The organism is uncultured Pseudokineococcus sp. (assembly GCF_947495735.1).
In the GTDB taxonomy this organism is placed as follows: Bacteria; Actinomycetota; Actinomycetes; order Actinomycetales; family Quadrisphaeraceae; genus Pseudokineococcus.
The window spans coordinates 656,573-669,914 of the sequence record NZ_CANMAA010000001.1 but is presented as its reverse complement, the minus strand read 5'-3'; the positions used below and the strand labels follow the sequence as shown (position 1 = coordinate 669,914).

Below are 13,342 nucleotides of genomic sequence, written 5' to 3'. Positions count from 1 at the left end.
AGCCCGCGTCCGCCGCCCCCGCGCCGGCCGACGGGGCCGACGGGGCCGCGGCGTCCTCGGCCCTCACCGCGCCGGCGCCGGCGCGGTAGCCGACGCCCCGGACGGTGAGCACGACCTGGGGGTGCTCGGGGTCGTGCTCGATCTTGCTCCGCAGCCGCTGCACGTGGACGTTGACGAGGCGGGTGTCGGCCTGGTGCCGGTACCCCCACACCTGCTCGAGCAGCACCTCGCGGGTGAAGACCTGCCAGGGCTTGCGCGCCAGGGCCGCGAGGAGGTCGAACTCCAGCGGGGTCAGGGCGATCTGCTGGTCCCCGCGCGAGACCGAGTGCCCGGCGACGTCGATGACGAGGTCGCCGGCGCGGAGCGTCTCGGGGACCTCGTCCTCGGTGCGGCGCAGGCGCGCCCGCACCCGCGCGACGAGCTCCTTGGGCTTGAACGGCTTGGGCACGTAGTCGTCGGCCCCGGACTCCAGGCCGGCGACGACGTCGGTGGTGTCGCTGCGCGCCGTGAGCATGACGATCGGCACGTCGGACTCCGCCCGGATGCGGCGGCAGACCTCGATGCCGTCGACGCCCGGCAGCATGAGGTCGAGCAGGACGAGGTCCGGCTTGTCCTCGCGGAAGGCCGCGAGGGCCCCGGACCCGTCGGCGCAGAAGGTGGGGGTGATGCCCTCACCGCGCAGCACGATGCCGATCATCTCCGCGAGCGCTGTGTCGTCGTCGACCACGAGGACGCGAGGGGTCATGGGGCCATGCTGTCATCCCCGGCGCGGACCACCCCCGAGCCGGTGCGCGGAGGCCGGCGACCAGCGCCCGTCCCCGCTGCTCCTCCGCCGCCGTCGCGCCCGCTCGGCCGCGCGTCACCCGATGTGCGGAGATCGGGCCGGTGAGGGCCCGCCGACCCGCTGCGGACGCGCGGTGCGGCGAGCCCGGGTGACATGCTGCCGCGGGCGCGACGGTGCGCCGAACCGCCCGCGCGCCCAGCCCACCCCGGAGGACAGCAGAGACCATGACCGAGCAGACCGACGCCCCGACCACCGACGAGACCGTCGAGCCGGCCACCGGACGGCGCCTCCGCCTCAGCGTCATCGGCACCGGCTACCTCGGCGCCACGCACGCCGCGGCGATGGCCGAGCTCGGCTTCGACGTCGTCGGCGTGGACGTCGACCCCGCCAAGGTCGCGGCGCTGTCCGCCGGCGAGGTGCCCTTCTACGAGCCCGGGCTGCCCGAGCTGCTCGTGCGCGGGGTGGACTCGGGCCGGCTGCGCTTCACGACCGACCTCGCGGAGGCGGCCGCCTTCGCCGACGTCCACTTCGTGTGCGTCGGCACCCCGCAGCGCCCGGGCTCCAACGGCGCCGACCTGCGCTACGTCGAGGCGGCCTTCGAGGGGCTCGCCCAGCACCTGACCCACGACGCCCTCCTGGTGGGCAAGTCGACCGTGCCGGTCGGCACCGGCGCCCGGCTGGCCGCCCGCGTCCGCGAGATCGCCCCCGCCGGCCTGCGCGTCGAGCTCGCCTGGAACCCCGAGTTCCTCCGCGAGGGCAAGGCCGTCCAGGACACGCTCACCCCCGACCGCGTCGTCGTCGGCGGCGCCTCGGAGTGGGGTGACGACCTGCTGCGCCAGGTGTACGCGCGGGCGGTCGCCGACGGCACCCCCTTCATCGCCACCGACCTGCCCACCGCCGAGCTGGTCAAGGTGTCGGCCAACGCCTTCCTCGCCACGAAGATCAGCTTCATCAACGCCATCTCGCAGGTGTGCGACAAGGCCGGCGCCGACGTCACCGTCCTCGCCGACGCCCTGGGCCACGACGTGCGGATCGGCCGGCAGTTCCTCAACGCCGGCCTCGGCTTCGGCGGCGGCTGCCTGCCCAAGGACATCCGCGCCCTCATGCACCGCGCCGGCGAGCTCGGCGCCGACTCCCTCGTCGACCTCATGCAGGACGTCGACGAGATCAACATGTGGCAGCGCCAGCGCGTCATCGACATGGCCGTGCAGGCCTGCGGCGGCAGCGTGCTCAACCGGCGCATCGGCGTCCTCGGGGCGGCGTTCAAGCCCGACACCGACGACGTGCGCGACTCCCCCGCCCTCAACGTCGCCGCGGGGCTGCACCTGCGCGGGGCCCAGGTCGTCGTCTTCGACCCCAAGGCGGGCGACACCGGCAAGCGGATCTTCCCGTCGCTGACCTACGGCGCCAGCACCGAGGAGGCCGTCACCGGCGCCGACGTCGTGCTCGTGCTCACCGAGTGGCCCGAGTTCCGCACCGCCGACCCGTCGGCCCTGCTGGAGCTGACCAAGCCGGGCGCGACCGTCATCGACGCCCGCAACTGCCTGCCGGTCGACGCCTGGCGCGAGGCCGGCTGGACCTACCGCGGGCTCGGCGCGGCGCGCTGAGGACGCCGCTGGCCGACCGGCTCTCCTCGGTCGGCCAGCGAGCTCGCGCTCGGCGAGAGACGAGACCGGCCGGCGAGGACCTCGGGTCCTCGCCGGCCGGTCTCGTCTCTGGACCGAGCCCCGACGTGCGCGTCGAGGGGCCGGTCAGTACGCCCCGCGCCCCTTGACGACGGAGCCGACCGTCTTCCACAGGATCATCGCGTCGGTCGCGGGCGACCAGCTCTCGACGTAGCGCACGTCGAGGCGCTCGGACTCCTCGGCGGAGAGGTTCGAGCGGCCGCTGACCTGCCACAGGCCGGTGATCCCCGGCTTGACGGCGAAGCGGCGGTGCATGTCGGGGCGGTAGCGGTCGACCTCCGAGCGCAGCGGCGGACGCGGCCCGACGAGCGACATCTCGCCCTTCAGCACGTTGAAGAGCTGGGGCAGCTCGTCGAGGGAGTAGCGGCGCAGCACGCGACCGATCGGCGTGATGCGCGGGTCGCCCTTCATCTTGAACAGGACGCCGTTGCCCTCGTTGGCCACCATGAGCTCGGGCAGCTTCTCGTCGGCCCTGTCCACCATGCTGCGGAACTTCAGCATGTCGAAGTGCTGGCCGTCCTCGCCCACGCGCTCCTGGCGGAAGAAGACGGGCCCGGGGCCCGAGCGCTTCACCAGCACGGCGAGGGCGACCAGCACGGGTCCGAGCACCGCGACGCCCAGCGCCGCACCCACGCGGTCGATGACGTTCTTCACGAGCGCGCGGACGCCGCGCAGCTCGGGGCGCTCGAGGTGGAGCAGCGGCAGCCCGGCCACGGGGCGGATGGCCACGCGGGGTCCGGCGACCTCCGCGATGCCGGGGGCGACGACCAGCTCGGCCGTCGTCTCCTCCAGGCGCCAGCCGAGCCGGCGCAGCCGCCGGGTGTCCATCTCGGCGCAGGGCAGCACGGCCACGGTCTGGATGCCGTCGCGGCGCACGACGTCCACGACGTCGTCGAACCCGCCGAGCACCGGCACCGAGAGGCCGTCGACGTCCGCGGACGCGGTGGTGCAGCAGCCGACGACCTGCATGCCCTGCTGGGGGGCGCGCTCCAGCTGGGCGACGAGGTCGCGGACGCTCTCGGCCCGCCCCACCACCAGCGTGGTCGCCGTGCGGCGACCGGCCCTGCGCAGCTGGTGCACGCGGCGGCGCATCGCCAGCCGGGCCAGGAGCGTGAGCAGCAGCGCCAGCGGCAGGGCGACGACGACGTAGCCGCGGGCGACCTGGAGGTCGAAGGCGAAGGCGGTCGTGGACACGGCCGCGACCACGCTCACCCCGGCGAAGCCGACGCGGCGCACCTCCTCGGGGCCGCTGAACAGGAAGCGGGACTCGTAGCCCCGCATCACCGCGACGGCGGCGACCCACAGGAGCGGCAGCAGCAGCACCGACCAGGCCGGCTGGTGCGTGATGGCCCACCACCAGCTCGCCGAGTCGGGCTGCCCGAAGCGCACGGCGTAGCCCACGAGCGCCGCCACCAGAGCGGCGCCGCCGTCGACGAGGGGCAGGCTGCGCGTGTAGCGGCGCACCCATCCGGCGTCGCGCGGGTCCTGGGACCGCAGCGCGGCGGCGACGGGCGAGGCGCCCGCGGCGCTCGCGCCCGGGGCCGTCCGCGTCCCGGCCGGCGCGGGGTCGAGCGGTGCGGCGCCCGACGCGCCGGGCGGGGTGGTGGGTCGCGAGGGGCGCGGCACCCGTTCGAGCGCAGGAGCTCCCTGACGTGCGTCCATGGGCTGCGTCCTCCATCACCGGCGCTCGGGGAGCGCATCTCGAGATCACGTTCAGGTGCGGACGCCGGTGTCTCGCTGAAGTCGCCAGGTTACGGGCAGACGACGCGTTCGTCACGGTGGAAGCGGAACTCCTGGTCCGGGGGACTTCTTCGTCGTCTTCCGCTCACGGAGCGTGCCTCGCACTGCGCGTCCGGGCGCCCGGCGTCGCAGCCGGGTGAACCCGCTGTCACCGGTGCGCGCACCTCCTCGCGCGCAGGCCCCGCGTGACAAGATCGCGCGAGGGGCGGTCGGGCGCTCGAGCGCGCCGGTGAAGGGTCGCCCCGGCCCCGGACGACGCGGCCCGCGACCGGCACGAGGAGGACGAGGCGAGGATGACCGAGCACCAGGGCTGGGGGCGCCCCGGCGACGACGAGCGCACGCCCGCGGGGGCGGGTGCCGACGAGGCCCCCGCGACGGGCTGGTCCGTCGGGAGCGGAGCACCGCGGGACGGGGACGCCGGGGCGCCCGGGCAGCCGCCCTCGACCGCCCCGGGGTGGGGACCGCCGCCCGGCGCAGGACCCGCGTGGTCCTCCCCCCAGCGGCCCGGCATCGTGCCGCTGCGCCCGCTCGGCGCGCTGGAGCTCCTCGAGGGCGGCTTCCGGGCCATCAGCGCCAACCCCCGCGTGATGCTCGGCACCAGCGCGGCGGTCTTCGGGGCCGTGGCGGTCCTCTCGCTGCTGCTGGCGCCCCTGTTCGGGAGCGCCTTCGCCGCGGTGCTCAACGAGTCGCTGCCCGCGGCGGGCGCCGGGAGCGAGTTCTCCGCCCTCGACCTCGCCGGCACCGACCCCGTCACGACCGTCGTCTCCCTCGTGGCCACCACCGTCCTGACGGGGCTGCTCGTCCTGTCGGTCAGCGGCTCGGTGATCGGCCGCACCGTCCCCGCGGGCGAGCTCTGGCAGCGGGTGCGAGGGCGCGTGCTGGCCCTGGTCGGGCTGGCGCTGCTCACCGGTCTCGTCTACTTCGCGGTGGTCCTCCTCGGAGCCGGGATCGGCGCCCTCGGGTTCTTCGCCGGCACGGGCGCCGGCGTCGGCGGCCTGGTCCTGGGTCTGCTCGCGGGCGTCGCCGTCGCGGTCTGGCTGGGGACGCGGTGGGCCTTCGCCGCGGTGGCGCTCCTGCTCGAGGGGCGCGGAGTCTTCTCGGCGCTCGGTCGCAGCGCCGGGCTCGTGCGCGGCACGTGGTGGCGCGTCTTCGGCGTCCTCCTGCTCACCTACGTGCTCGTGTCCATCGCCACCGCCGTCCTCGTGGTCCCGGCCGGGGTCGTCAGCGGCGTCATCGACGTCGTCGTGGGCAGCACCGCGGGCAGCGCGCTGGCCGCCTTCGTGACCCTGCTGTTCGGGACGGTCGCGAGCATCCTCGTGCAGCCGTTCGCGTCGGCCGTCGTCGCGCTGCTGTACACCGACCTGCGCATCCGCCAGGAGGGCCTGGACGTGGAGCTCGCCCGGGCCGCCGGCGAGGCAGCGCCCTGACCACCGCCCCGAGCGCCGGAGCCCTGTCGCGGCTGGGCGCCGGCGACGTCGGCCGCGACGAGGCGCAGGACGCCCTCGTGCGCGAGCTGAGCGGCACGGTCTACGCCGAGGCCCGCCCCGGGCCGCTCCAGCAGGCCCTGCGCTGGCTGCGCGACCGCGTCGCCGAGCTGCTCCCCGACGACCTCGACGGCGGCCCCGTGGTGGACGCCCTCGTCGTGGCCGCGCTCCTCGTCCTCGTGCTCGTGGCCCTGCGGGTCGCGGGTCAGGTGGTGCGGCGCGGGCGGGGCGGGGCCGGCGCGCCCGACGACGTCTTCGCCGACGACGCCCGGCGCAGCGCCGACGCCCACCGCGCCCGCGCGGACGCGCTGGCCGCCGAGGGCGACTGGCCCGGCGCCGTCGCGGAGCGCTTCCGCGCCGTCGTCCGCGGGGCGGAGGAGCGGGTGCTGCTCGACGAGCGCCCCGGCCGCACCGCCACCGAGGCCGCCGCGGAGATGGGGGCCGCGCTGCCCGCCGTCGCCGACGACCTGCGCGCCGGCGCCCGCGTCTTCGACGACGTCGTCTACGGGTCGGCGCCCGGCAGCGAGCAGGACGACGCCCGGCTGCGCCGCCTGGACGAGCGCGTGCGCGCCGAGCGCCCCGCCGATGCGCAGCTGCCGTCCGGAGCCGCGCCGTGAGCGCCCCGGCCGCCGTCCGTCCCGCGAGCGCCGGCGGGGCCGGGCACGGGGAGACGGCACCGGACCCGGCGCGCCGCCGCCGTCCGGGCCGGGGCCCTCTCGCCCTCGCCGGGCTGGCGGTGCTCGTGCTCGTGGCCCTCGCGCTCGCCTCGCGCGGCACGGGGCAGGGCGACCTGGACCCCACGAGCCCGGCGCCCGAGGGCGGTCGCGCCGTGGCCCAGGTGCTCGAGGACCTCGGCGTCCCGGTCACGCGCACGACGAGCACCGAGGCGACCCTGGAGGCCGTGCGCGCCGCCGGTCCGGGCGGGGCCGCCGTCCTGGTCGTGCCGACCGCGCCCCTCGGGCGGGCCCAGCTGGAGGACCTGGCGGGCTCGGGCGCGGACCTCGTGCTGCTGGCGCCCCCGGCGGACGACCTCGAGGTGCTGGCCCCGGCGCTGCGCACCGCCGAGGAGATCGAGGCGGCTCCCGCCGTCCCGCCCCAGTGCGACGTGCCGGCCGCCCGGGCGGCCGGACCCGCCACCGGCGGCGGGGCGCTCGTCGAGCCGCGCGACGACGAGGACCCCTCCGTCTCGCTCTGCTACGGCCTGCCGTTCGGCGGCGCCCCCTACGCCGTCGTCGACGGCGACGGCTCGCGGGTCGTCGTGCTCGGCCAGCCCGAGGTCCTGACCAACGAGGCGGTCGCCGACGAGGGCAACGCCGCCCTCGCCCTGCGCACGCTCGGCGCGCGGGACGCCCTGGTCTGGTACCTGCCCGACCCGCTCGACCCCGCGCTGTCCGACGAGCCCCTCCCCCTGTCCGCCCTCGTGCCCCCGGGCCTGGTGCGCGCCGCGCAGGTGCTCGTCGTCGCCGCGCTCCTGCTGCTCCTGTGGCGCGGACGGCGCCTGGGACGCCTCGTGCCCGAGCAGCTGCCCGTCGTCGTCCGCGCCTCGGAGGCCGTCGAGGGGCGCGGACGGCTCTACCGCGCGGCCGGCGACCGCGCGCACGCCGCCGCCGTGCTGAGGTCGGCCTCGCTGGGCCGGCTGGCCGGGCGGCTCGGCGTCCCCGTCTCCGCCGGCACCACCGCCGTCGTCGACGCGACCGCGTCCGCCACCGGCCGGCCGGCCGCCGAGGTGGACGCCCTCTACCGCTCCCCCGCCCCGCGCGACGACGCCGCCCTCGTGGTCCTCGCCGACGCCCTCGACTCCCTGGAGAAGGAGGTCCGCAGCTCGTGACCGAGCCGACGCACCAGCCCGACAGCCCGCCCGCCCCCGTCCCCGACGCGCCCGCCGGCAGCTCCCCGGCCGACCTGCCCGCCGACGGGCTCGCGCTGCCCTCGGCCGACGAGGCCCGCGAGGCCCTCACGGCCGTCCGCGCCGAGGTCGCCAAGGCCGTGGTGGGCCAGGACGTCGCCGTCACCGGCCTCGTCGTCGCCCTCCTCAGCCGCGGGCACGTCCTGCTCGAGGGGGTGCCCGGGACGGCCAAGACCCTCCTCGTCCGCTCCCTCGCCGCCTCGCTGCGCCTGGGCACGGCCCGCGTGCAGTTCACGCCCGACCTGATGCCGGGCGACGTCACGGGCTCCCTCGTCTACGACGCCGGGGTCTCCGACCTCGTCTTCCGCGAGGGCCCCGTCTTCACCAACCTGCTGCTGGCCGACGAGATCAACCGCACCCCGCCGAAGACGCAGGCCTCCCTGCTCGAGGCCATGGAGGAGCGGCAGGTCACCGTGGACGGGCGTCCCCGGCTGCTGCCGCGGCCCTTCGTCGTCGCCGCGACGCAGAACCCCGTCGAGCAGGAGGGCACCTACCCCCTGCCCGAGGCCCAGCTCGACCGCTTCCTGCTCAAGCTGCGGCTGCCGCTGCCGCCGCGCGACGTCGAGCTGGAGGTGCTGCAGCGCCACGCGGGGGGCTTCGACCCCCGCGACCTCGCCGCCGCGGGCCTGCGCCCGGTCGCCGGTCCGGAGCACCTGGCCGCCGGCGCCCGCGCCGTCGGGCAGGTGCGCGTGGCGCCCGAGGTGCTCGGCTACGTCGTCGACGTCGTCCGGGCGACGCGCGAGGCGCCGTCGCTCTCCCTCGGCGTCTCGCCCCGCGGCGCCACGATGCTGCTGGCCACCAGCCGCGCCTGGGCGTGGCTGCAGGGCCGCGACTACGTGACGCCCGACGACGTCAAGGCGCTCGCGCCGGCGACGCTGGGGCACCGCGTCCAGCTGCGCCCGGAGGCCGAGCTCGAGGGCGTGACCGTGGACGCCGTCCTGGCGAGCGTGCTCGCCGGCGTCGCCGTCCCCCGCTGATCCCGCCCGTGGCCGTCACCGGACGCCTCGTCCTGCTGGTCGCCCTCGGCGCCGTCCCGATCGGGCTCCTGCCCGGCTGGGCGCCCGCGCTGACGTGGGCGGTGCTCGTGCTGCTCGCCGTCGTCGTGGACCTCGCGCTGGCGGCGTCCCCGAAGCGGCTGGGGCTCGCGCGCGACGTCCCGTCGGGCGTGCGCCTGGGCGAGCCGGCGACGAGCGCGCTCGTGGTGACCAACCCCGGGCCGCGGCGGCTGCGCGGGCTGGTGCGCGACGCGTGGGGCCCCTCGGCGGGCCCCTCCGGGGACCGGCACCGCCTCGACGTGCCCGCCGGCGAGCGCCGGCGGTTCCTGACGCCCCTGCTCCCGACCCGGCGCGGGGACCGCGAGGGCGACCGCGTGACCGTGCGCGCCCTGGGGCCGCTCGGGCTGGTGGCCCGGCAGCGCTCGCGGGAGGTGCCGGCGTCGCTGCGCGTGCTGCCGCACTTCCGCTCCCGCCGGCACCTGCCCAGCCGCCTGGCGCGCCTGCGCGACCTCGAGGGCCGCTCGGCGACCCAGGTCCGCGGGCAGGGCACGGAGTTCGACAGCCTGCGCGACTACGTCGAGGGCGACGACGTCCGCTCCATCGACTGGCGCGCCACCGCGCGCCGGCAGGAGCTCGTCGTGCGCACCTGGCGGCCCGAGCGCGACCGCCGGGTGCTGCTCGTCCTGGACACCTCCCGGACCGCCGCCGGGCGCGTGGGCGACGCGCCGCGCCTGGACGCGGCGATGGACGCCGCGCTCCTGCTGGCCGCCCTGGCCTCGCGGGCCGGTGACCGGGTGGACCTCGTGGCGGTCGACCGGCGCGTGCGGGCCCGCGTGCAGAAGACCACGGGAGCGGCTCTCCTCCCGGCGCTCGTGCAGGCCATGGCGCCCCTGGAGGCGCGCCTGGTCGAGGCCGACTGGACGCTCGTGGCCCGCACGGTCCGCACGGCCCTCACCCGCCGCGCCCTGGTGGTGCTGCTCACGCCGCTGGAGCCGGCCGCCGTCGAGGAGGGCCTGCTGCCCGTCCTCGGCCAGCTCACGGGCCGCCACCAGGTGGTCGTCGCCTCGGTGACCGACCCGCGCGTCGAGGAGATGCGCGCGCGGCGCGGCGACGCCGTGGAGGTCTACGACGCCGCGGCCGCCGAGCGCGTGCTGCTGGAGACCGACCGGCTCGTCGAGCGCCTCGGGCGCACCGGGGTGCACGTCGTCCGCGGGACGCCCGAGGAGCTGCCGCCGCGGCTGGCCGACGCCTACCTTGCGCTCAAGGCCGCCGGCCGGCTCTGAGGGGCCCTGCCGGCGGCGCCCCCACCCGAGGACGGCAGCGACCCCCCGCCCGGCAGAGCGTCCGCCCCCGGAGGAGTCGGCGGCCTGCGGGCCCCGGAGCCGCCCGCTCGACGACCTCAGGGGGCGTCGGCGGCGTCCACGAGGTCGGCCCGCTGGTCCTCGGGGCGGGTCCCGCGCAGCCGCTGGACGCCGCGCATGCCGTGGTAGACGCCGATCGCCGCGCCCGAGCCGAGCGCGATGCCGCCGAAGACGAGGTCGCCGAGGACCAGCGTGTAGTCGGCGATGCCGATGACCAGCGCCGCGCCGGCGGTCATGAGGTTCACCGGGTCGGAGAAGTCGACCCGGCGCTGCACCCAGATGCGGGCTCCGAGGACGCCGATGAGCCCGTACAGCACCGTGGCCGCGCCGCCGAGGACGCCGGCGGGCACCGAGGCGATGAGAGCGCCCACCTTGGGCGAGAGGCTCAGCCCGAGGGCGGCGAGCGCCGCGACGAGGTAGGCGGCCGTCGAGTACACGCGGGTGGCGGCCATGACGCCGATGTTCTCCGCGTACGTCGTCGTCCCCGAGCCGCCGCCGAGCCCCGCGAGCGCGGTGGCGGCGCCGTCGGCGAAGACCGCCCGACCGGTGAGGCGCTCGACGTCCGAGCCCGTCATGGCGGCGACCGAGGTGACGTGGCCGACGTTCTCGGCGACGAGCACCAGCACGACCGGCAGGAAGAGCCCGAGCACGGCGACGTCCAGCACGGGCGCGGTGAAGGGCGGCAGGCCTACCCAGGCGGCCTCCCCCACGGGGGCGAGGTCGACCTCGCCGCGCACCAGCGCGACGACGTACCCCGCGGCGACGCCGACCAGGATCCCGAGCCGGCCGAGCAGGCCCGTGAAGAGCACCGTCGCGAGGATGATCACGACGAGGGTGACCACCGCGGTGACCGGGCCGGCCTCGACGTTGGCCCGCGCGCTCGGGGCCAGGTTGAGGCCGATGAGTGCGACGATCGTGCCGGTGACCACGGGGGGCATGAGCAGCGCGATCCAGCGGGGCCCGGCGACGTGCACGACGACGCCGACGAGCGCGAGCGCCAGGCCCGTCACCAGGACGCCGCCGAGGGCCGTCGCCACGCCGCCCTGCGCCGTCGCGGCGGCGATGGGCGCGATGAAGGCGAAGCTCGAGCCGAGGTAGCTGGGCAGCCGGCCGCCGGTGACCAGCAGGAACAGCAGCGTGCCGACCGCCGAGAAGAACAGGGTGGTCGACGGCGGCAGCCCGGTGATGAGCGGCACCAGGAAGGTCGCCCCGAACATGGCGACGACGTGCTGGACGCCGATCAGCACCGTCCGCGACCAGACCAGGCGCTCCCCCGGGGCGACCACCTCGCCGGGGCCGACGGTGCGCCCGTCGCCGTGGAGGGTCCAGCCGGAGAACCGTCTGCGGGGTGCGCTCACGGCTGTGGAGCGTAGGGGCCTCCCGGTCACCCGGGTGCCCGGCGAGGACGGCGCGGGCTCAGCCGCGCACGGGAGCGACGTCGCCGACGTCGCCGGCGCGCAGGTCGCCGGTCTCCCCCGCCGCCACGCCCCGACGTCCCAGGACCCCGACGTAGGCGCAGAAGGCCAGGAGCACCAGCGCGCCGATGCCGATGCGGACCGCGGTCGGCCACGGCGCAGGCGTCACGAAGCCCTCGACGACGCCGCTGATCGCGAGGACGCCGACGAGCCCCAGCGCGACGGTGAACAGCGCCCTGCCCTCGGCGGCCAGCGCGTCCGCGCGCGTGCGCGCCCCGGGGGCGACCCAGGCCCAGAACAGGGCGAGGCCGGCCGCGGCGGCGACGAAGACGGCCGTGAGCTCCATCAGTCCGTGCGGGAGGATGAAGGCGAAGAAGACGTCGCCGCGGCCGTAGGCGAACATCACCCCCGCCGTCGAGCCCACGCCCAGCGCGTTCGCCGCGATGATGTAGAGCACGAAGACGCCCGTGATGCCGAAGGCCACGCACAGCGCGGCGATGCGCGCGTTGTTCGTCCACACCTGCCCGGCGAAGGACGCCGGGGTGTTCTGGGAGTAGTAGTCGACGAAGTCGCGGTCGACGAGCTGGCGGAGCTCCTGCTCGCTGCCGATCGAGGCGATGACGGCGGGGTCGGACGCCGTCCAGACCGCCACGGCCGTCGCGAGCGCCAGGAACACCGCGGCGACGCCCACCACCACCCAGCGGATGCGGTAGACGGCCACCGGGAAGGAGACCAGCAGGAAGCGAGCCGCCTCGCGCCACACGGGCTCGCGCACCCCGCCGATGCGGCTGCGGGCGCGCGCCACGAGCCGCGAGAGCCGGGAGACGAGCACGGGGTCGGGGCTGCTCGCCTGCAGCACCGACAGGTGCGTGGCCGTGCGCTGGTACAGGCGCAGCAGCTCGTCGGCGTCGGCGCCCTGCAGCCGGCCCCGGCGGAGCACCTCCTCCAGGCGCAGCCAGGTGGGCTCGTGCACCTGCACGAAGGCGTCGACGTCCACCGGTGCTCCCCTGCGGTCCGCGGCGCCCGGGCAGCGCACGGGCTCACGCTACCGAGCCGGGCCGCCTGCCAGCATGGGGTCCGTGACCACCGCGGAGGACGGGCGCTCGGCGCACTGGGAGGACGAGGCGCTGGCCTCCGCCCTGGGGACGGGCGTCGTCACGGGGGACGCCGTCGTGCTGGAGCTGCCGCGCGCCTCGGCCGCCCTGCGCATCCTCGCGGCCCTGCTGGACGCGCTCGTCGTCCTCGCGGTCGCGGCCCTCGTGCTCGTCGTCGCGGTCCCGCGGCTGGCGGAGACGAACACGTCCACCCTCGCGACCGTCGTCGCCGTGCTGAGCGCGCTGGTCGTCGTCGGCATCCCGACGACCGTGGAGACGCTCACCCGCGGCCGCTCCGTCGGGCGGCTGGTCGTCGGCACGCGCGTCGTGCGCGACGACGGCGGCCCCGTGCGCTTCCGCCACGCGGTGGTCCGGGCGCTGACGGGCGTCGGCGAGCTGTGGCTGCTGACGGGCGCTCCCGCGCTGATCACGGCGCTGTCCAACCGGCGCGGCAAGCGCCTCGGCGACCTCCTCGCGGGCACCGTCGTCATCCGCGAGCGGGCGGCGCAGCAGGAGGTGCGCGAGGTCGTGATGCCGCCGGAGCTCGCCCGCTGGGCCGCCAGCGCCGACGTCGGCGTGCTGCCCGCCGGGCTGGCGCTCGCGTGCCGGCAGCTCCTGGCGCGCACCGACAAGCTCAACCCCACGTCCCGCGAGCGCCTCGGCGCCCAGCTGCGCGCGGACGTCGTGGCCCGCGTCTTCCCGCCCCCGCCGTCCTCGGCGACGCCCGAGCGCGTGCTGTCGGCGGTCCTGGCGGAGCGGCGCCGCCGCGACCTCGAGCGCCTGCGCGGCCAGGAGGAGCGCCGACGTCGCGACGCCGACGAGCTGCAGCGCCTGCCCTTCGGCGGCTGACTGCCAGACAGCCGACAGAGTGCCCTTCA

At 77.0% G+C, this 13,342-nt stretch carries 10 protein-coding genes and 1 pseudogene; 7 read left to right on the top strand and 4 right to left on the bottom strand.

The annotated features are described in order from the left end of the window. Positions 1-76: 76 nt before the first annotated feature. Positions 77-745: pseudogene (gene mtrA, locus Q0848_RS02795) on the bottom strand (MtrAB system response regulator MtrA); the annotation flags it as partial. 263 nt (positions 746-1,008) lie between these two features. Between mtrA and Q0848_RS02790 the strand changes: the two are divergent. Further along, positions 1,009-2,391, top strand: a complete 1,383-nt coding sequence (locus tag Q0848_RS02790) for a UDP-glucose/GDP-mannose dehydrogenase family protein (RefSeq protein WP_299034442.1) — start codon at positions 1,009-1,011, stop codon at positions 2,389-2,391. Between the two features lie 144 nt (positions 2,392-2,535). Here the strand turns inward: Q0848_RS02790 and Q0848_RS02785 are convergent, their stop codons facing one another. Continuing rightward, the gene (locus tag Q0848_RS02785; RefSeq protein ID WP_299034439.1) at positions 2,536-4,131 is read right to left on the bottom strand and encodes a sugar transferase; all 1,596 of its coding nucleotides are present in this window, start codon (positions 4,129-4,131) and stop codon (positions 2,536-2,538) included. Positions 4,132-4,502: 371 nt separating this feature from the next. Between Q0848_RS02785 and Q0848_RS02780 the strand changes: the two genes are divergently transcribed. The 5 genes from Q0848_RS02780 to Q0848_RS02760 all read left to right on the top strand — a co-directional run bounded on the left by Q0848_RS02780 (position 4,503) and on the right by Q0848_RS02760 (position 9,877). Then, on the top strand, positions 4,503-5,636 hold the full coding sequence (locus tag Q0848_RS02780; RefSeq protein WP_299034437.1) for a glycerophosphoryl diester phosphodiesterase membrane domain-containing protein: 1,134 nt from the start codon (positions 4,503-4,505) through the stop codon (positions 5,634-5,636). A 77-nt stretch (positions 5,637-5,713) separates the two neighbouring features. Further along, the gene (locus Q0848_RS02775) at positions 5,714-6,310 is read left to right on the top strand and encodes a DUF4129 domain-containing protein (RefSeq protein ID WP_299034436.1); all 597 of its coding nucleotides are present in this window, start codon (positions 5,714-5,716) and stop codon (positions 6,308-6,310) included. Beyond that, positions 6,307-7,521 carry a DUF4350 domain-containing protein gene (locus tag Q0848_RS02770; protein WP_299034434.1) on the top strand — a complete coding sequence of 405 codons (1,215 nt, stop codon included), beginning with the start codon at positions 6,307-6,309 and terminating at the stop codon, positions 7,519-7,521. The genes Q0848_RS02775 and Q0848_RS02770 overlap by 4 nt, the downstream gene beginning before the upstream one ends. A 74-nt stretch (positions 7,522-7,595) precedes the next feature. After that, entirely contained in the window at positions 7,596-8,576 is a 981-nt protein-coding gene (locus Q0848_RS02765; RefSeq protein ID WP_366146387.1) for a MoxR family ATPase, read from the top strand. An 8-nt stretch (positions 8,577-8,584) separates the two neighbouring features. Further along, positions 8,585-9,877, top strand: coding sequence for a DUF58 domain-containing protein (locus tag Q0848_RS02760; protein WP_299034430.1), 1,293 nt, complete (start codon positions 8,585-8,587; stop codon positions 9,875-9,877). 116 nt (positions 9,878-9,993) lie between these two features. Here the strand turns inward: Q0848_RS02760 and Q0848_RS02755 are convergent, their stop codons facing one another. Beyond that, positions 9,994-11,313: a uracil-xanthine permease family protein gene (locus Q0848_RS02755; protein ID WP_299034428.1), complete on the bottom strand. Its 1,320-nt coding sequence runs from the start codon at positions 11,311-11,313 to the stop codon at positions 9,994-9,996. Positions 11,314-11,371: 58 nt separating this feature from the next. Then, positions 11,372-12,367, bottom strand: a complete 996-nt coding sequence (locus Q0848_RS02750) for a stage II sporulation protein M (RefSeq protein ID WP_299034426.1) — start codon at positions 12,365-12,367, stop codon at positions 11,372-11,374. A gap of 82 nt (positions 12,368-12,449) precedes the next feature. Here Q0848_RS02750 and Q0848_RS02745 point away from each other — a divergent pair, with 82 nt between their 5' ends. Continuing rightward, positions 12,450-13,313, top strand: a complete 864-nt coding sequence (locus Q0848_RS02745) for an RDD family protein (protein WP_299034424.1) — start codon at positions 12,450-12,452, stop codon at positions 13,311-13,313. Positions 13,314-13,342 lie beyond the last annotated feature (29 nt).